General features: G+C 41.1%; 18 protein-coding genes. 7 read left to right on the top strand and 11 right to left on the bottom strand.

The annotated features are described in order from the left end of the window. The 3 genes from QVA83_RS02190 to QVA83_RS02180 all read right to left on the bottom strand — a co-directional run. Nucleotides 1–551 (bottom strand): P-loop NTPase family protein (locus QVA83_RS02190; protein WP_502711450.1); only part of this gene is annotated, 551 nt, incomplete at its 3' end. Continuing rightward, nucleotides 551–2,119 carry an XrtA system polysaccharide chain length determinant gene (locus tag QVA83_RS02185; protein WP_287498090.1) on the bottom strand — a complete coding sequence of 523 codons (1,569 nt, stop codon included), beginning with the start codon at nucleotides 2,117–2,119 and terminating at the stop codon, nucleotides 551–553. The genes QVA83_RS02190 and QVA83_RS02185, both read right to left, overlap by 1 nt. 31 nt (nucleotides 2,120–2,150) lie before the next feature. Next, a complete protein-coding gene (locus QVA83_RS02180; protein WP_061486270.1) occupies nucleotides 2,151–2,783 on the bottom strand; it encodes an XrtA/PEP-CTERM system exopolysaccharide export protein in 633 nt (210 codons plus the stop codon). Between the two features lie 149 nt (nucleotides 2,784–2,932). Here QVA83_RS02180 and QVA83_RS02175 point away from each other — a divergent pair, with 149 nt between their 5' ends. From QVA83_RS02175 to QVA83_RS02155, 5 genes are read left to right on the top strand one after another with little or no spacing between them, the layout of a single operon-like run. After that, nucleotides 2,933–4,345 (top strand): TIGR03013 family XrtA/PEP-CTERM system glycosyltransferase, encoded by a 1,413-nt coding sequence (locus tag QVA83_RS02175; protein ID WP_061486265.1) that lies wholly within the window; start codon nucleotides 2,933–2,935, stop codon nucleotides 4,343–4,345. A gap of 2 nt (nucleotides 4,346–4,347) precedes the next feature. Further along, nucleotides 4,348–5,187 (top strand): XrtA system polysaccharide deacetylase, encoded by an 840-nt coding sequence (locus QVA83_RS02170; RefSeq protein WP_287498089.1) that lies wholly within the window; start codon nucleotides 4,348–4,350, stop codon nucleotides 5,185–5,187. A gap of 44 nt (nucleotides 5,188–5,231) precedes the next feature. Next, the gene (gene xrtA, locus QVA83_RS02165; protein WP_287498088.1) at nucleotides 5,232–6,704 is read left to right on the top strand and encodes an exosortase A; all 1,473 of its coding nucleotides are present in this window, start codon (nucleotides 5,232–5,234) and stop codon (nucleotides 6,702–6,704) included. Next, nucleotides 6,701–7,846: a glycosyltransferase family 4 protein gene (locus QVA83_RS02160; protein ID WP_283626626.1), complete on the top strand. Its 1,146-nt coding sequence runs from the start codon at nucleotides 6,701–6,703 to the stop codon at nucleotides 7,844–7,846. Before xrtA ends, QVA83_RS02160 begins: the two co-directional genes overlap by 4 nt. Next, the gene (locus QVA83_RS02155; protein ID WP_283626625.1) at nucleotides 7,846–9,333 is read left to right on the top strand and encodes an oligosaccharide flippase family protein; all 1,488 of its coding nucleotides are present in this window, start codon (nucleotides 7,846–7,848) and stop codon (nucleotides 9,331–9,333) included. Before QVA83_RS02160 ends, QVA83_RS02155 begins: the two co-directional genes overlap by 1 nt. Here the strand turns inward: QVA83_RS02155 and QVA83_RS02150 are convergent. Next, on the bottom strand, nucleotides 9,310–10,389 hold the full coding sequence (locus QVA83_RS02150; protein ID WP_101565361.1) for a right-handed parallel beta-helix repeat-containing protein: 1,080 nt from the start codon (nucleotides 10,387–10,389) through the stop codon (nucleotides 9,310–9,312). The two genes, QVA83_RS02155 and QVA83_RS02150, sit on opposite strands and share 24 nt — an antisense overlap. Before the next feature lie 85 nt (nucleotides 10,390–10,474). Here QVA83_RS02150 and QVA83_RS02145 point away from each other — a divergent pair, with 85 nt between their 5' ends. Together QVA83_RS02145 and QVA83_RS02140 are read left to right on the top strand one after the other, a co-directional pair. Further along, nucleotides 10,475–12,382, top strand: a complete 1,908-nt coding sequence (locus QVA83_RS02145; RefSeq protein ID WP_287498087.1) for a hypothetical protein — start codon at nucleotides 10,475–10,477, stop codon at nucleotides 12,380–12,382. Continuing rightward, nucleotides 12,379–13,167 (top strand): sulfotransferase family protein, encoded by a 789-nt coding sequence (locus QVA83_RS02140; RefSeq protein WP_287498086.1) that lies wholly within the window; start codon nucleotides 12,379–12,381, stop codon nucleotides 13,165–13,167. The genes QVA83_RS02145 and QVA83_RS02140 overlap by 4 nt, the downstream gene beginning before the upstream one ends. Nucleotides 13,168–13,214: 47 nt before the next feature. On the opposite strand, the gene QVA83_RS02135 is transcribed toward QVA83_RS02140, so the two are convergent. The 7 genes from QVA83_RS02135 to QVA83_RS02105 form a co-directional block, all read right to left on the bottom strand. Next, the gene (locus tag QVA83_RS02135) at nucleotides 13,215–14,003 is read right to left on the bottom strand and encodes a hypothetical protein (RefSeq protein ID WP_287498085.1); all 789 of its coding nucleotides are present in this window, start codon (nucleotides 14,001–14,003) and stop codon (nucleotides 13,215–13,217) included. A 2-nt stretch (nucleotides 14,004–14,005) separates the two neighbouring features. After that, nucleotides 14,006–15,328: an O-antigen ligase family protein gene (locus QVA83_RS02130; protein ID WP_287498084.1), complete on the bottom strand. Its 1,323-nt coding sequence runs from the start codon at nucleotides 15,326–15,328 to the stop codon at nucleotides 14,006–14,008. Continuing rightward, a complete protein-coding gene (locus tag QVA83_RS02125) occupies nucleotides 15,321–16,211 on the bottom strand; it encodes a sulfotransferase family protein (RefSeq protein ID WP_081106102.1) in 891 nt (296 codons plus the stop codon). The genes QVA83_RS02130 and QVA83_RS02125 overlap by 8 nt, the downstream gene beginning before the upstream one ends. Nucleotides 16,212–16,217: 6 nt before the next feature. Then, nucleotides 16,218–17,711 carry a lipopolysaccharide biosynthesis protein gene (locus tag QVA83_RS02120; protein ID WP_287498083.1) on the bottom strand — a complete coding sequence of 498 codons (1,494 nt, stop codon included), beginning with the start codon at nucleotides 17,709–17,711 and terminating at the stop codon, nucleotides 16,218–16,220. Nucleotides 17,712–17,817: 106 nt separating this feature from the next. Further along, nucleotides 17,818–18,873: a glycosyltransferase family 2 protein gene (locus QVA83_RS02115; protein ID WP_061486241.1), complete on the bottom strand. Its 1,056-nt coding sequence runs from the start codon at nucleotides 18,871–18,873 to the stop codon at nucleotides 17,818–17,820. 15 nt (nucleotides 18,874–18,888) lie between these two features. Further along, on the bottom strand, nucleotides 18,889–19,914 hold the full coding sequence (locus QVA83_RS02110; RefSeq protein WP_287498082.1) for a sulfotransferase: 1,026 nt from the start codon (nucleotides 19,912–19,914) through the stop codon (nucleotides 18,889–18,891). Nucleotide 19,915: 1 nt separating this feature from the next. Next, the coding region (locus QVA83_RS02105) for a glycosyltransferase family 4 protein (protein WP_287498081.1) at nucleotides 19,916–20,833 on the bottom strand (918 nt) is incomplete at its 5' end.

Genomic DNA, 20,833 nt, shown 5'->3' with positions numbered 1-20,833 from the left:
GTCAAGTATTCCATTAGCCCTTTACGACGCTCTAACCCTAAAGTGTTTAATACATTAGGCTTAAGTACGTCGGCGTCCACAAGAAGTACGGTTTTATCCTGCTCCGATGCGATACTCATCGCCAGGTTGGTTGCAGTGAATGTCTTCCCTTCAGAAGGGCGACTACTGGTAACCATAATAATGTTCGGGTTGTGAAGGGTTTTCGCTAGTGAACCAAAAGCATTTGCTAAAAGCTTACGCTTTATTTCTCGGTACTCTTCATTAATTTGTTTTCTCTCACCGTTAAGCGAAATATGTCCGTTCTTATCAAGTCGCACGAAATCAATAACAAACTCGTCAAGTGGAGTTTTTTTATTGATAAATTCCTTTTCTTCAGCAATTACGGTTTCAACAGGAAGCTCTGCGGGTGCAGGTTTGTCAATTGATACCTTCGACTCTTCAGGCGCGTTTGAATGACTAGCGTCTTCAATTTTTTCTGTAGACGAAGTCTTATGACTTGCTGCTTTCGCCTCTTTTTGTTTTTGAAGTGCCTTCTCAATTGTATTTTTCATTAAAGAAGCCCTCCGAATAAATCTATATTCATAATTTCAGCGGCGACCAAGGCACCGTACATTGCCAAAATAGTACCACTGGAAAGCAGAAACACTAAAAGACGGTTTCTGTTTGTTTTATTTATCTGCTCAATGTTCAAGTGGGTTACAGTACCCCATATAGGATAATCAGACACATTTAGTAACTGCTTAGGCCTAATCAAGATAGGATTAAGTTGACTAATAAGAAATGCAATGCCGATTCCTGTGCCGAAACCTATAATTAACACGGCGGTGTAAAAAATGAGCCTGTTTGGGCCTGAAGGGCGCTTGGGAAGAAGCGGTGGCTCTATAATTCGAAATTGAAGGTCTTCTGCTGACACGTCAGCCCTTCTTGATAAGTCTGCTGATTCACGGCGCGATAGAAGCTCTTCGTATTTTTGCTTGGTTACACCGTATTCTCTGTTAAGCGCCGAAGATTCAGCCTCTATTTGCGGGATAAGATCCACTTTGCTCTCTAACCCTGCTATTTTGCTTTGCAAGTCGCTCTCTTTTACTCTTAGAGATGCTATTTGACTTTCCAATCTACTAGCTTCTAACTTTATTTCTCTATTCAATTCAGAAAGTGGTTGATTCTGCTCATCGCCATCAGCAGTGAGAAATGCTTCAATTTCTTTACTGCGAGACTCCTCTAGGCTCTCTAAGAGAGCTTTGGTCTCAATAACATCAGGATGAAGGTCTGTGAAGCGAAGGGTCAGTCTATCGAGCTCTTCCTCTAAAGACTTTATACGCTCGTCATAGCGAGTACTTAGAACAGGTTCGTCACGATTAGTCACGCCAAAGCTGTCGTTTTGTTTGGAACTGCTAATTTGACCCTTAAGAGTCTCTGCTTGTTGCTGAGCTTGTCGAATTTGAAGGCGAGTCGCCTCAAGCTCGTCATTCAAACCTTGAAGGCTGGAGTAATAGGTCCCTGCTAATGGCAGTATATCGTTGTACTGACGTTTGAAATTCGCAAGCCTTTGCTCTGCCTCAGTAAGGCGAGACTCATATTCTGCAATTTGCTCATCTAAAAAGCGCCCAGCCGTATCAGTATCTTTTCTGTTATTTCCCAAAGCGCCTTCGACAAATAGATCAAGTGTTTCTTGGACTACTCGCTGCGCAGTGGATGGTTCCTCGTTAGAAAAAGAGATATTATAAATATTGTCTCTACCAGTTGATGATAGCTGGATGTCCTTGGTTAGGTTAGTCACTAACGTTTCGAACTCTGCTTCTGTTGTTGTCGTTATATCGAGGTCACTCTCACGTGCAATCTTTTCAACATTGCTCCTACTAAGCAACGTTTTGGCCATCATCTGAATTTCTTGGTCAGGATTCGTTTGAATTGCTAGGCCTCGCAGTAGAGGCTGCAAAACCGAGCGAGTATCAACGAACACTTGGGCTTTTGATGAGTAGACATCTGGAAGGCTGGCAACATACACAAAGCCAACTGGACATATGAGCCATGAAAAAATAATTACGTAACGCTTTTTAATCCAAACCCCTTTAATGTAGTCAAGGACTTGGACTAACGTTTGTTGTAAATCCTGCATTTTATTATTTGTTCCGTTTACTGCTTTACAACTAGAACCAAGCTTCTGGAATGATCACGATATCACCAGGTAGCATATCGACATTTTTTGATATATCACCATCTCTAATCAAATCGTCAATGTTTATTTCGAATGTTTTTTGTTTCCCGTCTACCACTCGAACTAGCTTTGCCCCGTTCCCATCTGCGAATTCCGTTAAACCACCTACGGCTATCATTAAATCCAGTAGCGTCATGTGCTCGGAATAGCTAACTGCGCTTGGGTTTGTAGCCTCACCAATCACACGAACCTGTTCACTTAAAGGGCCAGTGAAGTTGTTTACACTAACTGTGACTCTCGGGTTATTTATGTAGGTTGAAAGTTGCTCTTCAATTTCTCTAGCGAGCATCGTAGGGGTTTTACCTGCTACATCAATGTCCTCAACCAGTGAAGTTGTAACCTTGCCATCCGGTCGTACTATGAAATTGCCTGAGACTTCAGGGTTTCGCCAAACAAATATGGTTAAAGAGTCCCCAGGACCAATTAAATATTGATATTCATTAACATCGGTAGTTAGCGATGAACGAGTCGTTGCTTCGGGCAACACGGCAGTATTACTACAGCCATTGAGACCAATTATTAGAAGTGGAGCACAGCACGTTATTAGTTTTTTAAAGCGGAACATAAGAGATCATCCTACACTCATTATGGTTAATTTATGGCTTTTGTCGTTTACCCTACGGTAAATGTCACTATAATGCCAACAACAATTGTAGTCTATTGGAATAAATCCCTTTATGATGGGAAAAACGCCGCAGTTTTAGGGGGCCAGGGGTGGCAGTAAACAAGCGCAATCAAAATAAACGCTCAAATATACTAGTAATAACAGAAGCGTTGCTCATTGCTTACATGGGCTATATTTCTCATTTTATCCTTACGCAAATTGGTATGTCGCCGAATGTGACGGTGGAAAAACTGATAATCAACGTAGGAATGCTTACAGTTTCAATATTGTTATGTTCGTTATCCGTTGGGTTGTATGAAGCGAAGTTAAGAGAAACTTTCCGAGGTATTATCCGTCGCATATTCGTTAGCGTGGGACTGAGTTATTTTTTAGTCGAAGTGCTAAGTCGAGCATTTTTTGATGACTTGGTCATGGATTCTTATTTCCTGCCAGCATCAGTTTGTTCAATTATTATAACCTTAGTTGTTTTCAGGTATTTCACAAACCGTCTCGGCTTGTTGGGCCTAGGGAAAGTGCGCATATTAGTCCTTGGGGCAGGGGAAAGAGCTTCAATTATTGAAAAGCGTATGCGCAGAGATGTGGATAGAATTGGGTTTGAGCTTGTAGGGTTCATCCCAATTCCAGGAGACAATCGGGAAGACGGAATTCGAAAAGAGAAGATTATTCATCTTAAGGTAGACGAGAGTTTTCAGCAGTTCATTGCAGATAATGAAATAGAAGAAATAGTCATTGCTTGCGACCAACGTCGTGGAACGCTTCCTGTAGAAGTGCTTTTTGACTGCAGGCTGAGAGGGATTGAAGTTACCGAGCTTTTAGATTTCATGGAGCGAGAAACAGGGCAAATAGTGGTAAACCTGATGTACCCGAGTTGGGTCATTTATTCCAATGGATTTCAGAGCCAGAATTATTTGCGAGACGCGCTAGATTACACTCTCAACGCGTTCCTAGCGTTCATCATATTCCTCTTTGTTTGGCCAATTATGCTGATTACCGCGTTCATTATCTATTGCGATGATGGCAGACGTACAGGTGTGTCCGTTTTCTATAAACAAGAGCGAGTGGGGTTAAACGGAAAGCTTTTCAAAATAATTAAATTCAGAAGTATGCGACCTGATGCAGAAAAAGATGGCGCTAAATGGGCAAGCAAGAATGATGATCGCGTTACTCGTATTGGCCACTTTATTAGAAAGTACCGCGTAGACGAATTACCACAGCTTTTAAATGTGTTTAAAGGTGAAATGGCATTTATCGGACCTCGTCCAGAGAGACCTCAGTTTGTAGAGCAGCTTGTACGCGAAGTGCCCTATTACAATCAGCGTCATAACGTTAAACCAGGTTTAGCTGGCTGGGCACAGCTCAATTACCCTTATGGCGCCAGCGTAGAAGACTCTATGGAAAAGCTTAAGTTCGATCTTTATTATGTAAAACACCAAAGTTTGCTGTTAGATATTTTGATACTTATCCGTACGGTTGAAATTGTACTGTTTGGCAAAGGGCGATAATCATGAAGCTAGATAATCGACTCAATGCCATGACAGTAGATGTGGAAGACTACTTTCAAGTTTCTGCTTTTGAAGGCGTAGTAAACAAAAGCGATTGGGATTCGATCGGCTTGAGAGTGGGAGATAATACCCATCGCCTTCTAGATTTGTTTGCTCAAAATAACGTTAGATCGACATTTTTTACGTTAGGCTGGGTGGCGCAGCGCTGCCCAGATGTTATCAAACGGATAGTAAGTGAAGGTCATGAGCTGGCAAGCCACGGATTAGCGCATCAACGCGCTACAACGATGACCGAGCAAGAGCTTTTCAATGATATTAAGCAAAGCAAAGAGATTCTTGAAGATATAGGCGGTGTGGCGTTAAAAGGCTATAGAGCTCCGAGTTTTTCAATTAACGATTCGAACACGTGGGCGTACGATATCCTAAAGGAGCTCGGCTTTGTTTATTCTTCTAGTACTTATCCAATCAACCACGATCTCTATGGTGTACCAGATTGGCCGCGCTTTAAATACAAACGTGAGAATGGTCTGATAGAGATTCCAATACCAACAGTTCGTAAGAAAGGAACAAATATTGGGATTGGTGGTGGCGGTTATTTTCGTCTTTATCCTTATTGGTTATCTAAACGCCGTATTACTGAATTCATGCAATCTGAAAGTGCGCCATACAGTTTCTATTTTCATCCTTGGGAGATAGATGCGGATCAACCAAAATTTAGTTCTGCACCGTGGAAGTCTAAAGCTCGCCACTACATCAACTTGTCAAGAATGGAAGGCAAAGTAGAAAAGCTGCTTAAAGACTTTAACTGGGTAACAATGCAGCAAGCCTACGATATAAAATAAGCAGAAGAACTTTCGGGTTAAGCAGTAAGGGCAAGGAACTACTCATGAGTAACAGTGAAGCTCTAGAAACAAATGGAAACGGGCGAAATACTTCCCCTCGAGAAAGTAAAACCTTTTACTTAAGCGGCCTGGCCTTAATACTCTTTTGGATAGTTTTTTGCTGGCAAGGTATTACTACTGCTATTCAAATTTGGTATGGGAATGAGATATTTAATCACGGTTTTTTTATCATTCCCGGTGCTCTTTATCTTATCTACTTTAAACGTAAAACACTTCTTGCCTCACCCATAAAAACGGCTCCATTAGCACTTGTTATTATAGTGCCTGCGTTACTGCTGTACGTCATTGGCATTGCCGGAGACGTTCAGTTGTTTCTTCATACGGCTACTTTTGTACTTTTGCCTGCCATGATATGGCTGATTTTAGGAACGTCAGCGGCGAAAACCATTTTATTTCCGCTCACTTTTATGTTGTTCAGTATACCTGTCGGCGAACAGTTAATTCCTTATCTTCAGGAGATTGCCGCAGACGGCTCAGTAGCTCTTTTACGACTAACGGGTGTGCCGCTCTTTCGCAGCGGCCTCTACATTGATATTCCTCAAGGCCGCTTTTTAGTCGCAGAAGCGTGCTCTGGAGTAAGCTTTTTTATAGCTAGCTTTGTGATTGGAAGCTTGTACGCATATCTCAATCTGAATTCAGTGAAGAGAAAAGTCTCGTTTGTGGTAATTTCGCTTATATTTCCTATTCTGGCCAACATAGTAAGGGTTTACGGAATTATTTTGATAGCCTACTGGACTGATATGGAGCACGCGGCTGGCGCAGATCATTTAATTTATGGGTGGTTTTTCTTCGCGTTCGTTATTGTTTGTCTTTTAGGAATAGGCGAGCTTATGCGAGATGCCGCGCCCCTCGAAAACCCTCCTGCTACAGTTAATCCTAAGTTTCAAATACACAGACTAACCGTTGCTTTGACACTTGTATTATTTGTGGCTTTTGGCGCATGGAAAACCAACATAGCCAACGCTAATCACTCGGCAGTAATTACTTCGTCTGCACTGTTAAACGATATTGAAAAACACACTTGTGGCACCATCAGTTGGACACCTCTAATCATCAATCCTGATGATGAACGAGAAGGCTTTATCAATGATTGTCGTGTTAAAGTTTATTCTGCTTGGTTCAGTGAGCAGGACAATGAATTAGTTAGTGACTTGCATCGCAATTTTGACCCAGAACGTTTTTCTTTAGAAGGAACTGAGATACTAAACGTTTCAGGAAATACATTTACTGTCTTTAATGTGGTATCTCTTAGGGGCGAGAAGTTAAAAATAGTTCGATGGTACGAGATAGATGAGCACCTTTTTACCAGTAAAATACCGGCTAAAGTTTTCCAAGTAAGAAGTGTTCTTTTTGGTAAAGAGAGCGGTGGCAACCTTTGGATCCTCGCTACTTTAAGTCAAGACGCAGAGCAGTTGAGAGAGTCAATTGCGAGTATCACAAGTAAGAATAAAAAATGAAAAAAACGTTATTGCTAACTGAGAATTTCCCTCCTAAGGAAGGTGGAAGTGGCCGATGGTTTTGGGAGCTTTATTCACGTCTCCCTAATGACAAAGTGCTTATAGTTGCAAATGATACACCGGAAGGTCGCGAATTTGATAAAACTCACGAGCTAGATATTGTTCGCATTGAGCTTGAAAGCACCGAATGGGGACTAGCAAGCACTAAAGGACTGGGGTTTTACTGGGAAACCATTCGCAAAGTACTTAAACTCGTTAAAGAGCATGGTATCGAGGAGGTGCACTGTGGAAGAGTTATTCCCGAGGGAGTGATAGCCAGAGCACTAAAGCTTTTAGCGGGAGCGCGATATAACTGTTTTGTTCATGGCGAGGATGTAGAAACCGCAGCCACAAGTCGTGAGCATAGCCTGCTTGTAAAAAACGTGTGTAAAAACGCGTCTATGCTTATCTGTAATAGTGAAAACACCGCGAATATAGTGCGCAAGCTAGGGTTTGATTCTGGCAGTAAGTGTGAGGTTTTGCACCCTGGAGTAGACACGAGTCGCTTTGAAGTCGCGGCCCCTGATACGTCATTCCGTCAAAAAATGGGATGGTCGGGTAAACGGGTATTACTGACTGTTGGCAGGCTTCAGCGCAGAAAAGGGCAAGACTTCCTTATTAAATCGATGCCGGCACTTCTTAATGAGTTTCCTGATTTATTTTACGCTGTGGTCGGGAGGGGAGAGTGTTACGACGAGCTTATTTCGCTGGTCGACCAGCACGAGCTGCACGACAACGTATGTGTATACCCCGACATGGATGACGAGGCTCTTATCAAATGCTATCAGCAATGTGACATTTTCATTTTGCCGAATAGAACCATAGACAATGATATTGAAGGTTTTGGTATGGTGCTTGTTGAGGCGCAAGTCTGCGGTAAGCCTGTAATTGCGGGAGACTCCGGAGGAACGCGCGAGACCATGAATATAGGTAAGACTGGCCATATTATCGACTGTAGCTCTACAGAAAACTTACTAAATGGGCTTAGTCCTATTCTTAGAAACCGCGAAATTGTTGATGGCGAAGTTGACATAGCCGACTATGCAAAGAACCGATTCAACTGGGATCAGCACGTGGCAAAAGCGAAACGTCTTTTTAAATAGTGACCAAACTATCTGATCTATCAAAAGGGGCACTTCTCTCTGCTGGTGCTAAATTACTTAGTAAGTTTATAGGGCTTATCAGCACGCTTATACTTGCTAGACTATTGACTCCTTCTGACTTCGGTATAATCGCTGCGATAAGCATAGTCCTTTACTTTTTTGATGTGTTTGCCAATGTGGCTACCGAACAATACATCATGCAAAAGAAGCGGCTTCGCATCAGTGAGTTAAATACTGCATGGTCTATCAATGTCGTTTTGAAAAGCTTGATATGTCTCATTTTAATTTGCTTATCAGGTGTAGTAGCAAGCGTACTTAACAAACCTGAGATAACAACAGGGCTGCTGGTGGTGTCACTTGTTTTGCCCCTAAATGCCCTAAAATCCTCGTCACTTTTACAACAAAAGCGGATGGTGCGCTACCAAGGGATTTTTGCGTTGGGCGTGACTGAAAAGCTGATTGCCTTCGTTGTCGTTATCTCATCAGCTATCCTTTTTAAAAGCTTTTGGTCGTTTATTATTGCCGATCTCGTGTCGACTGCGGCAGGCGTTCTTTTAAGCTATTCATGGTTCAAAAAATCACCTCGATTCACCTTTGTCGATTGGCGACAACAATTGAGCTTTTCTGGCTGGATGCTAGGCAAAAATATGGTCGGATATCTGCGCTCTCAAGCAGATACCTTTTTTGTATCTCGTTTATTTTCTGCCAACAGTTTAGGTCAATACAATCTCTCAAGAGAGCTGGCAATGATGCCTGGTCATTACTTTCTAGCTCCCGCTATTGAGCCCATTCTTTCAGCGCTACGTGAAACAGTGCACATAAGGGATTACTTTTTTCAGCAAATCGCTACAGCACTTGTGATAACTTTTTTTATAACTATACCCATCGCAATGTTCCTGTCAGCGTTCGCACAACCAATCACATTGTTGCTATTAGGAGAGCAGTGGGATATGGCTGGGTTATTATTGAGTTGTCTTGCATGGCTCGTTGTGTATTGGGGGGCAGTTTATGTGTTAGAAATTTCGCTAATTGCTCAGGGAAAAGTAAAAGCGTTGTTTGTGTTTGATTCGTTTTCTCTGTTTTGCATTGTGGGGGCACTTATATATGCAGCTGCCATCTCTGCGAACGTGTCAGATATTGCTTTATATAGAGTTACTACAGGCTCTATTACCACGCTTTTGTTGTTTCTAGTGATGTATTTATCACACAAAACACTAGGGTTTATTGTGTCAATGTGGGGAGCATGTGTTTTAGCTCTATCGTTAGCATGCGCAAAGCTTGCTTCTTTTACTGCTAACAGTTTGGTTAATCTTAGCGAACAGACTACGTTACTAGAAATTGTGCTTTACATCGCAACGGCGGGTATTAGCTTTTTTGTGCCTTTGTTAATTGGTCTTGGTTCTGCGCTTTTTGCTTTGAAAGAAACCAAAGTAGCTGCTCAAGTTACCACAATTGTAAAAACGCTATCCGTAGGCTGGAAAAAATAGATACCGTAAATTAAGCAAAACCCCTTTAAACCAATCAGCTTGGTTATTGTTAACTAAAACAGCGGTAGCGCCATCTCTAGCAACAATTCGTCGATTAGTTTCATTGTTTTGAATTACGACGCCTGAAGTGCTTTCATATCTGTATTCGATAGCGTTTGGGTAATGAGTATCCATGAAAATTTGATTGTCTTTCACAATTGTTCCAGGACTGCTCTCTAAAACTATCCCAGCATCAGAAAACGGGTGGCTAGTATTGCTATGTACAATGATATTACCTGCTATAACGCCCCCTGTATTTTGATGAGGCCTGTCGTTCATTCCAAACCCAATTGCTCGGTCTGAGTTTATTATTTTATTCTCCACGACTCGATTGTCTTTGCTGTAGTTCCAGAAATGGATAGCGTGTTCAGCCACGTGTTTTGAGGGGCTAGCAATGTTCTTAAACGTATTATTTTTGACCAGCCAGTGATGAGCGCGGTGCGCGTCTATCCCTCCTATATAAAACTGAGGGCCTATGCCAGACGTATATTCGAAAATACAGTTTTCAATTATTCCATAATCTGAAGTGGGCAATTCCGTTCCTGGTCCTCCAGAAACTTTTACCATTTGTTCATAGCTATTTAGCAGTCTGACATTTGATAAATGGAAGTTATCAGCGTTTTTCTCGGCTCTTACCTGTATCAAATGGTTAGAAGTTTCTTGGAGCGTTAGATTTCGAATGGTTACATGGCTGCCTGAAATGTCGAAGATTATCCCAACGCTTTTAGAGGCCTTCATTCCGTTTCCAGATATAACAACATCGGTAGCATCGTCTGAAGCACCTGAAATCGTCACATTGTTACTGTTTATCTTTAATCGGCGAAAAACTTGATAGGTACCCGGCTTCAACACAATGTGTTTTATTCGCCCTTGATTAAGGTACGACACTGCTTTTTGGAGTTCATCAACATTTTTAACACTTATTGAGTCGTGTGGTTTTGAAAAAGCAGAACATATTGACGCGACAAAAAACAGGGAAAGGAGCAACGTCTTTTTAAAGCTGTCAACAGGTGTCATCTTGCGCTATCCTCTTCTTCCACGTAACCAGTTTGTACCGTCGTTATAAAGCTTATCATTTACCGATATTTTAAAGTTTTAATAAATGAAAAAATACATTGCTTGGCTATCCATTTGTCTGATTCTGTTATTCGGCTCTGCGCTTTACGCATTGGTCACACCTCCATTACTTTTAACTGAAGATAGCGACGACACTTCTCAAAGCGACTTGGGAAAGGCGCTTTTCGAAAAGCTATTGTACGCCTCTAGTGAAAGTTCAAATATTCGTCTACAAGATCATGACCTAAGCAGTTTGTCTAGCTGGATTAACCGAGACGCTGAAAACAGTGCACTGCTGCTCTCTTTAAACAAATTTGGGCTGACGCTCACTTTTACGAGAAAAATTGATGCGCTCGTACCCTTCTACATTAATGCCATTTGTTTCTATTCTAGTTATCAAAATAAGTTAAATGGAGAAGGCTGTACGTTGGGACGATTAGATGTTCGAAATAGTATTGTTGAAAAATGGATTTCTTGGTCACAAAAGAAGGAGGCGAGAGAAGTCCTAAACCATATTGTTGAACATTCTAGATTGTCAGAAACAGAGCTTGTTTTGGGTTCTGTAGACGGTAGCAGCAAACCTGATGTTGTAAAACCTGTGGTCGATAAGTCAGTAAGCAACAACTTACCCTACAGTGAAAAAGTTTTACTTGAAAAGCATCATCTAGAGCTGATGGGAGGATTTACGATTCCTCGTATAAAACACGGGGGAATGCGATACTCGTCATTGTATATCGATAACCTACCTGGAACGAACCAATGGGTTTTAGGTCATCCTGAAGGCTTTGTGGTAGTGCTAGATGAGCCGGATGCGTTAGGTAAAGGAAACCCTTCTGGCTGGCCTTTAATGAAGGAAACTACGCGGGTAAAAGTACTAGATAACGTAAGAAAGTTGGGCCCAACAGGCGTTTTTTTTCGAGACAAAAATACGGTAATTGTTTCTGGTAGAAAAAGCTATCGTTCTGGTTTTGAGGCTGAGTGGCTAGCAGAAGTTGACCTTGATACCCATGAGGAGACGCGATATCAAGTTGTATCTAATACCAATTTGGAGTATGACAATTTTCATCTGATGCAGTCTCTTGGTGGCGGCTTTATGCGCATTACTGACGATAAATGGTCGGCTCAAAATTTAAATGGCGCTGAGTTTTTGCTTGGTAGAGGAGGTTATGATGTTCTGGGCTCCCCTTTAGGCCCTTCTTTGGGTCTTTGGAATGGAACTAATGACGCACCTATTTTTTTGTTAAATTTCCCTAAAGAGTATCCAGCAAGGCGTGATCCTTACTATACATATCCCAACATTGACCCGAATACATATAACAAAGCTAAATTGCGTATGTGGAAAATGCCGGACAATGAGGGCGGCTATTGGCAGGCGGGTGACGTTGGTGGAATCGCTTTTGTAAATCATCCGTCAGTGAAGGGGATAGTTGTAACCCATAACTTCGGGCGAGGTGTTCATGATTATAGGGCTCAGGGAGACATTGGTTCAGGAAAGTACTTTTTAGTTGCTGACCCAACTGCATTCTACAGCGAGGAAGGCATAGAAAAAGGTGATCGCGCAGCCCATAGTAAAGAAAGAGGCAATCAAGCTTATCCTAGAGGCTTATTTGCCAGAGGGGCTCAAGTTTATGAACCAGAACACCTGAGTGAAGCGCTCACTGGACGGGTTTTGCCATACGATACTAAAAGTAAACGATTTGACTGGCCTCGAGATGGCATTGATTGGAGCGATGACGTGTACTCTCATACTCAATTAGGGTCTATATTGTGGGACAATGAGCGACAACTGCTATGGGTAGTGTTTGGAAGTTTGAATCAAACTTATGTTGCTGCATATTCAATAAACCTCAATAATTCTCCATCAACCCAAGAGCAAGAAATTCCAACCTCATGGCTAAAGGAATTTGAACAAAGTAAATCGTTGGAATCATCGTTAAAAGGAATAATAAATTGAAACCGAACTTTCTAGTCATTGGAGCCCAACGAGCAGGAACCACTTGGCTGTATGAGTGTTTAAGAGAGCACCCTGAAATATTTTTGCCTGAAACAAAGGAATTACACTACTTCGACCTTAACCATGAAAAAGGCGATGAATGGTATTTTCAGCATTTTGAAGGGGTGAGCGAAAAGGCGATTGGTGAAATTACACCAAACTATTACCAGTATCCCGGCGCTATTGAAAAAGCCCATGCACTATTACCTGAGGCTAAGTTCATATTTATTTTGAGAGAGCCCAAAGCTCGAGCTATATCGCAGTTCGCCTTGTTTAAGGAAAAGTGGGGACTAACTAGCATAGAGCAAGCTTTGGAAGAAAAACCAGAGTTTGCCGATTTAAGTCTTCAAGGTAAGCATCTGCAGAGGATTTCTTCCATTGTTCCGAAAGAAAACCTTCTAGTACTGTTTTACGAAGACCTTGCTTCAAGTCCATTAAGCTTCCTTTCATCTGTATATCGTTTTTTAGGTGTAAGAGAAGTGGGAAGCCCTTCTTTTTTGAACAAACGAGTAAACAAAGTCTTAATGCCTAATGCGCAGCAGACTTTGCGCAACATAGGGTTAGGAAAACTGCTAGATGCTTTGAAAGAGAGCAAGCTTGCTGAACCCATCAAAAGGGTTATTGGTAAACTTGATTCTCCTCAGAAGCAACAGGTCAATTTGCCAGATAGTTTTTTGCGAGATTTAGAAGAAGATATCAACCGTATTGAGCAATCTTTAAACGTCGATTTGAAGCATTGGAATTAACCTTCATGCTCTATCTTCGCTACGCGAGATGCCAGATAGAGCAACAGCTACTTTCTTAACTTTAAAAATAGAAGAAAGAAAAGAAAGGGCAGTATCCAAATTAAGTAATATGAGGCGTATTCAAAGTAGTACTTTTTAGTTATGAAGTGCTCTACGCCTTGCCACCTTTTAAATTCTAATTCGTATTTATTAACTAAGTTATTAATTTCTTTTTCTGAATAGCTTTTTTCTTCATAAAAAGGGATTATCAGGTCTGACTGCGCATTAATCTCTTCAATGCTATAGGGTAGTATTACGTTAAAGTCAGGGTCGAATACGTGCTTTATGTTTTCTGCTATTTCGACTTCAACGATAACATGCCCCGGAAAGCTTATGATTGTGTTAGCAACGTCTTCATTATCAAGAAGCTTTGATAAATTCATTGAGGCATCGCCACAAATACCGATACCTCGCTCCAAACTGCGATATGGGTCTGAAAAATGGTATCTCTCAAACTCTGGAATATTACTTAATTTACCTGCCAAATAAAGAATGTAGTTTTCCCAAACTGGAACTGTTTGGTTAAATCGCGTGGGGGTATATTTTTCCCAATGAACATGTGCCAGTCTGCCAGCAACTGTAGAGTTTAGCCTTTGTGCGTAAGTCGCTTTTGAATCGCTTTCTGTCCACCGGATGTTTTCTAGTGCATCTTCATAAGTATAGATCTGGTCATTCTTGAATCTTAAATTTTCATCTTTAATTTCTGATGGCGATAGCTTAAAAAAGAAACCGCTAATGTTTATCGCTAGTGCGATAAGCGATATACAAAGGAAAAAGTAGGCAAAAATTTTCTTCATAGTTACGTGTTACTTTGGCTATTGGGTTGGCCGGCGTATTTTTTTAAAACGTAGACGTTGTACGCGGCTGCGCTAAACATGATTAACCAGTAGAGTACTTCAGCTCTCATTCTGTTTAAGAATGTCATAGCGATAACAAATGCTATAAGCGATCCTTGCAGGGCTATTATCTTGAAGTATTCATCTACCAACTGATTGTCTCTAAGATAGGACCTTACCTTATTCAAATGCTTCCAAGCAGACCATAGCATCATAATAAAGAACAAAAGACCTAAGTAACCCACTTCAGTTAACGTCTCAAACCATGTGGAGTGAACACTTCGACTTCTGTTACCTCCAGTGTCTATACCTTCTGGAATGTAAAACGGGGAAAAGTAGTTAAATCCTCTGTAACCATTTCCGAAAGGATAGTCTTTTGTCATATCCCATGCCGCCTTCCAAAAAACTAAGCGTGTGGCACCTGATTCTTGGCTCTCAGCTTTATCCATTTCACCTGCGATCCCAGTAATTCGGCTGATAAAGTCGTCGTCTGCTATATAGAGTGCGCCACTTAACCCTGCGATAGTGATAAATACAGCCATTTTTTTCTGGTGCTTGCGCTGAAACGAAGACGTATACATGAAGTACATAAAAAATGCGATGCTAGCGGCGACAGCAAGGAAAGCTCCTCGACTATTAATTAAGACAACAGCGTTCGCAATAAAGATACCCGCTATCGCAAAAACACCTTTCATCCAATATTTATTTGATATCCAATAATAGTATAAAGTGAGAACAAGAGCGGGAGCTATGGCCGCTGCAAGCCCGTTCGCATCAGGGCTATCCACCAGCCCGACACCTTCAACCCTGTTACCGGCGTTACGCCCTATCTGAAAGACATAAAAGCTCACATACCATGCGGAGAAAATGTAACCGTACAGTACATAAGTGAAGTCTTTAGCAGAGCTAATCAACTTGTAAGCAAGGCACATAATCACGATCAGCTTGATAAAGTAGATCATGAACGTGTAGTGATACTCGGGCGCGATAGCGTAAAAATAAGCCACACAGTATGTCAGCATTACTAATATGGACCATTTTAAAGGTGGTGCTTTCGAAATTTTGTTTTCTTTAGTAAGTTTGCCGTTCGCTAACACAAGCAGCGCCATAAAGATAACAATGAAAAATGAATAGCTAATATCCGGAACAATGTTGCCCCACCATCTTTTTTCAGGATTAAAAAAATAGATGGCTTGATAAACAACAAATGCTATTGCAATAGAATGCCTTAATGAAAGTATAACGCCACCTAGTAAAGTGGAGAAAAACATTAAAACGCTAAGCATTTTTAGCGCGCCTTTTGGCAAGAAACTGCTTGATAGCATGTTTTTTTAATTGATATTGAATTTGATACTCACCCACAATCGTTTGGTGCATGTGATAAAGTATTCTACGCAGCCTGTTAGGTCGTTTCGCAGAAGTTGTTAGTTCATAGCCATTTTTAATTAGAAGGTCATGAGTCACGAATTCAATATCAGATACTTGTCTGCGCGACAGTTTGTCTTTCCATCGTGTGGAGAAGCGCTTGTCGGCGCTTGCGTTTGTATTAATGTTTGATGCATTTAATTTAAAATTAGGCTTTTTCTTATAATAGTTGAGTAGGCTGTCTTCAAACTCTATCTCTAAATGTTTGCAAACGGTCCTCAGTGTCTCTTCCTGATTAGATACTAGGTCTTCGTACCGAATATATAAGCATTGCGCAGGCGCTAGTTTCATGAACTGTTCCTGTGCAGCTACCTCGTTTTTCCATCTAAGCGCCCCAGTGTAGGCCGTTGTACCTAACCCCCATTTATTGTCGATATAACTGTTGACTACACCGCGAGGGTCTCTCACTATTGTTATAAACTTTGTTGTCTTTAAAAAGGGGACAAGTTCGTCAAGGTGCTCAGTAAGCTGCGGGTCTTTAAAGCCCCATAACTTTTTATTCTCTTTCTCTAGAAGCTCTGGTACCGATAAACCATGTCGCAATTCAATTTGCTTATTACACCTAGCGTTAATCTCATCAGTCGACGCCTGTCCGAAAAATATTTTCTCAACACTTACTTCGTTTTGAATAAAAATGGAGCTATGGGCACTAAGCATTCGTGTTAACAGTGTTGTGCCAGAACGCTGAGTTCCTAGCAAGATTATGTTTGGGTAAGGGGAGTAGGCGTTCAAACTATTTTCCATTGCTTGTTATTTACACTTGCTTACGACTTTAAGTAACTTTTCTTCTGGCCCACATGGTTTTTTCATTAAAACCCAAAGGGCAAAGTGAGATGAAACATAAACTAAAGCACCAATCATCACGTGTATCAATAGCTCGGCTAGGATGAATAACCACTGAATGAGGCTCAATGCTTCCGGTACCTCAATATTATTTAAAACAAGCATCAATACACATGCCATGATAAGTGAGCTTAATACAGATCGAATGACAAGTCTTATCTGGTGTGAAAACGATACTTCAAATACTTCTTTCATTACAAACCAATTAATAAGAATTACAATTATCCTTCCTACCGCAATTCCAATGAGAATTCCTAGAATTCCAAAATAGATAACACCAAGAATGACCAATAGGGTTTTAGTTAATGCGAAAAAGACATCTCTGTGAAAAATGAGCTTGGTTTTGCCTTTTGCCATTAAGATGGCGCGAGTAGGCCCGTCAATAGTAGAGAACGCGACGGCTGCAGCAAGTGCTTGAACAACAATAATAGCATTAGACCATTGCTGGCCCAAAAACAACAACACGAATGGCTCAGCCAGTATCGTTAATCCCATTCCTAGAGGAATGGCAAAGGCTGCGCAATAGCCGATTGAATAATTATATGCTGTTAAAAGGCGTTGGTGTTCGTGCTTCAGTTGCGAAAAGGCTGGAAACAACCCTCTATTGAGAACTCCTGCAAATTCCAAAGTAGGCCGCCTAGCTATCTCACTTCCAATATTGAAATGTCCAAGAGAAGCAGAGCCGAAAAGCTTACCTATCAGTATTTGATCCAGTTTTTCAGTCAGCGTTAAGAGCACTTTGCTGAACGTTAACCAAACAGAAAAAGACATCATAGAACGCCACTTAGACAGACTGAACCCGGGGAGGTAGGGTCGTAAAGAGTACGTCATTACAAGTCGGACGACTTGATTTGTTATATTCCCCCATACCATTGCCCAATACGATTGGGTAAGCCAAGCAAGGTAAATAGAGGTTAGTATTCCGACAAGCTGAGCAAAAATGTTCATAAAAACTATCTTTTTAACTTGCAGCTCTTTTTCGAGCATAATCAGCGTCGGGTTTTCGAAACCACTGAGTAAAAGTGGAATTGAAAAAGCTAGAGCTAGGTATGTTACTTCGCTTTCACCATAGAAAATGCTCATGGGATAGGCGGAGCCCGCTAGCAGTGAAAGCATAATCAAACCGCGAATTACATTCAGTGTGAATGCTGTGTTGAAGTCTTCGCGACTTGGTTCATCTATGAGTATCAGAACCTGATTGACGGGTATTTGAAGGGCTTGTTGAAGAGCGACAGCTAAAATGCTAGCCATCGCTACTAAACCAAAGTCTTCCGGAGTAAGTAATTTTGCAAGAACAAATATGCTTAGCACAGAAAAAACGGTTACAATTATCTTCATCAACGCGAGAAGCGAAATTGTCGTGGTAGTTTTGGAAGATAGTGATTTATTTTCTTCTGGCATCTTAAAATTCGATTTTTTGTTTAATTATATTATCGTTTAGAGGTTTTACGACGGAGCACTTGAATCTTTCATAGTGTATTTATGATTTCCTCATTTCGTTGATGATTCATACTCTTTTTAGAACCCTTTTTAAGGGCGTTAATAACATCGTTTTCCAATACTGCAAGTTTTTCCAGTCATATGAGATTGCTTTAAGGTTTGAGCGAAAAGCTTCGCCATAATTACCTTTTTCCATTTCGGCCACTGCCTTTACCCACGCGTATTGAAATGCTAACTTTTTTCGTACTTCTTCTGATTCTTGCTCATTACAGAATGGGAGTAGCGTTCTATACCCTTTGATGTGAGTCATTGAGCTTTTTAGTCTTTTATCTGCGTCACCCCCATTAACCAACGATATGTTCGTGTTATGAACGTGATAGATTTGGTGTATTTCCCGCACAAAGCCAAATTGAAATCCTTTCAAGACGCATTTTACAGCAAAGAACTGGTCATACGCTGTTCGGAAGCTCGGATCAAAACGCATGCTGCTAAATAGTGAACTTCTTATCAGTGCTGATTGCGTACTACCAGGTACCCTATGCGCTATGGCCACAACTCCAATGTGGCTGGAAGTTAGTTTATTTACACCGTTGTCTCGTAGTTCTGAATTGAGTTTAATGAATGGGTGGAGACTGCCGTCCTTTCTGACAAGGTTGCTTTCTTCAATAGTAACTCCAGTATTATGGTCTATTCTTTTTAGTTCACCGAATAGCCAGTCGATATCGCTATTGTCCTCTAAATAAGTAACCATCCTTTTTATATGATAATCGGGCCACTCATCATCGCTATCTTGAAAAGCTATATATTTACCCGTGGAAATATTCAAACCATTATTTCTAGCATCGTAATGTCCGGCATTCGCTTGCGTGATAATAGTTGTCGGCCAGTTCAGTCTCTCTTGATTTGATATTAACCATTCATTAGAACCGTCAGTGCTACCATCATCGACAATGATTACCTCGATATTTGAATATGTTTGTGCATTGATGGTTTTAAAGAGTTGCTCTAGAAAAGGCAATCGGTTGAATACTGGAACAATTACGCTCACTAACGGAGCATCTTGTTTGAAATGTGTGTTTTCATCAGTAGACATTAAAATTTTAACCTCTTTTGAAAAGTCCATTCATAATCTCTTTTGTTATTTGGTTTCATCGAAAAAGGCTGATAAAACTTCTTCGCAGTTTCGCTCATGCACTGAAAACCATTCGTTATCTGCAAAGCCTCTCCAGTTATCAAGTCTTGGGGCTGAGATAATACTTTGTAACTTGTCGGCGACGGCGTAGATTTTGGTCGCAGTCATAATCTTCTTTATAGTTTCTTCGGAATCTGTTACTAAGGACTCAAAACTCACGGAATGATGTGCAAAATGTTTGCCCCACAACCAGCTCAGTTTCCATAAAAAATAAAATCGTTGGTATGGATGCGGTGTTTGTTTTACATCTAACATGGGGAAGTAAGGCGCTAAGTCTTTGCACCACACGTCAAGATAGAACCCATCTTTATAGGTTTCGGTTACATTGTCTTTTGTAACTTCATCCTTGTTGATGAGGAAGGAGCACCATTGTTCTCTTGGATGTCGATAAAGATGTAAAACGGTTGCATTTGGATAGTTTGCACGCAGCCAGCCCAATCTAAAGTCGATGCGGTTGAACTGCAGCACAGGACGCTCGTCAGTATGCTCAATAAGCGTATCAATATAATTGAGCATGTTAATATCGTAAGACTTTTCCGTCATATACAGATTAGCGTGAATCCAATCTTCTTTGTAAAAATCGGATAAGCGTTCTAGTCCGTCATATTCAGCCCAGTAATCGTCGACTCCTCTATGACTAGAATCTACGTCGTCGCCTCGTAACGCCTTATTAAACCATTGCCGCTCGTTAAAGGGCTCGTAATAGCTGGTGCAACCGCCAACCTCGCGAAAAAGGTTCCAAAGAAGAGTAGAGCCAGAGCGAAATCTACTGGTAATAAAAATGATGTCGTCTCGTTGCCTAGTACTCACTTTATCATTGCCAGAAACTTTGTACTCGCTTGCAATATTTTTTATATCGCCTGGAATTGATAGGGTCGTCTCAGCAATGTCTTGTTTAACTTTAGATTGTATTTTGTCGTGCCAGTAAAACTTCCCAAATAGCTGAATTACCGCATTTTTAATTGGATGCATTCTAGTTTTCCAACACTTTTTTATAGATTTTCGAATATTGTGCCATCATTTTATTTACATGGAAAAGTTCATAAAAGCGTGCAATTGAACTCTCAGAGAATGAGGCTCTCATTTTCTCGGACTCGCTAATGGTAATCAGCGCTTCTTTTAATTCTTCTTGATTGTTGTTTGCAGTCACTAGACCTGTTTTTGAATGGGTAACTATTTCAGGGTTTCCCCCTGCGTTTGTCACTACGCAAGGCTTACCGATAGACATGGCTTCCAGCAGCGTCATTGATGTTCCCTCGCTTAAAGAGGGGAGTAAAAAAACATCCATTATCGCCAGGTGACTAGTAGGGTTGGCCTTGTAGCCTGTGAAAATAACTTTGTGTTGTAACCCTAGGCGCTCAACCTGCGCATTTAACGACGTCATTAGCTCGCCATCCCCGACTATTAAAAGATAGGCTTCTGCTATGTACTTTTCGGCTTCTGCGAATGCCTCTATAAGCAAGCTTTGATTTTTAATTGGGTCTAATCGCGCCACGGTACCGAAGACTAAGGCGTTTTCTGGCAGGCCAAGTGATATTTTTAGTGCTGAAAGCTCTCCAGTCGAAGGTTCGAGAGGTTTAATGCCATTGTAAACGACATCAATATCAGACTTCTTTATGCACTCAAACTCAATCAAAGCATCTCTTGTTGCTTCTGATATTGCCGTAACAGCTGACGTAAACTTATTTAGAACAGGATTTACGAGCTTTCGTTTCCAACTTGAGGAATCTGGGTAAAACCTGCCATGCTCGGTGAATATGACCTTAGTTTTTGTAAAAGCCGCGGCTAAAGTGCCGTAAACCCAGGGCGTATACTGATGACAATGCAAAATATCGATATCGTTGTCTTTGATATGTTTTCTTATTTTACTAATTAGCGATCTGTCAAAGCC

The organism is Alteromonas sp. AO-Serp (assembly GCF_017849675.1).
Taxonomy (GTDB): domain Bacteria; phylum Pseudomonadota; class Gammaproteobacteria; order Enterobacterales; family Alteromonadaceae; genus Alteromonas; species Alteromonas macleodii.
Note: the sequence above shows the minus strand (reverse complement) of the source record. Positions and strands in the feature narration are given on the sequence as shown.

Bases quoted from the DNA above. Each gene is read 5' to 3' on its own strand.
- QVA83_RS02185 (WP_287498090.1), bottom strand. From the start codon at position 2,119: ATGCAGGATTTACAACAAACGTTAGTCCAAGTCCTTGACTACATTAAA.
- QVA83_RS02180 (WP_061486270.1), bottom strand. From the start codon at position 2,783: ATGTTCCGCTTTAAAAAACTAATAACGTGCTGTGCTCCACTTCTAATA.
- QVA83_RS02170 (WP_287498089.1), top strand. From the start codon at position 4,348: ATGAAGCTAGATAATCGACTCAATGCCATGACAGTAGATGTGGAAGAC.
- xrtA (WP_287498088.1), top strand. From the start codon at position 5,232: ATGAGTAACAGTGAAGCTCTAGAAACAAATGGAAACGGGCGAAATACT.
- QVA83_RS02160 (WP_283626626.1), top strand. From the start codon at position 6,701: ATGAAAAAAACGTTATTGCTAACTGAGAATTTCCCTCCTAAGGAAGGT.
- QVA83_RS02150 (WP_101565361.1), bottom strand. From the start codon at position 10,389: ATGACACCTGTTGACAGCTTTAAAAAGACGTTGCTCCTTTCCCTGTTT.
- QVA83_RS02145 (WP_287498087.1), top strand. From the start codon at position 10,475: ATGAAAAAATACATTGCTTGGCTATCCATTTGTCTGATTCTGTTATTC.
- QVA83_RS02135 (WP_287498085.1), bottom strand. From the start codon at position 14,003: ATGAAGAAAATTTTTGCCTACTTTTTCCTTTGTATATCGCTTATCGCA.
- QVA83_RS02130 (WP_287498084.1), bottom strand. From the start codon at position 15,328: ATGCTTAGCGTTTTAATGTTTTTCTCCACTTTACTAGGTGGCGTTATA.
- QVA83_RS02125 (WP_081106102.1), bottom strand. From the start codon at position 16,211: ATGGAAAATAGTTTGAACGCCTACTCCCCTTACCCAAACATAATCTTG.
- QVA83_RS02120 (WP_287498083.1), bottom strand. From the start codon at position 17,711: ATGCCAGAAGAAAATAAATCACTATCTTCCAAAACTACCACGACAATT.
- QVA83_RS02115 (WP_061486241.1), bottom strand. From the start codon at position 18,873: ATGGACTTTTCAAAAGAGGTTAAAATTTTAATGTCTACTGATGAAAAC.
- QVA83_RS02110 (WP_287498082.1), bottom strand. From the start codon at position 19,914: ATGCATCCAATTAAAAATGCGGTAATTCAGCTATTTGGGAAGTTTTAC.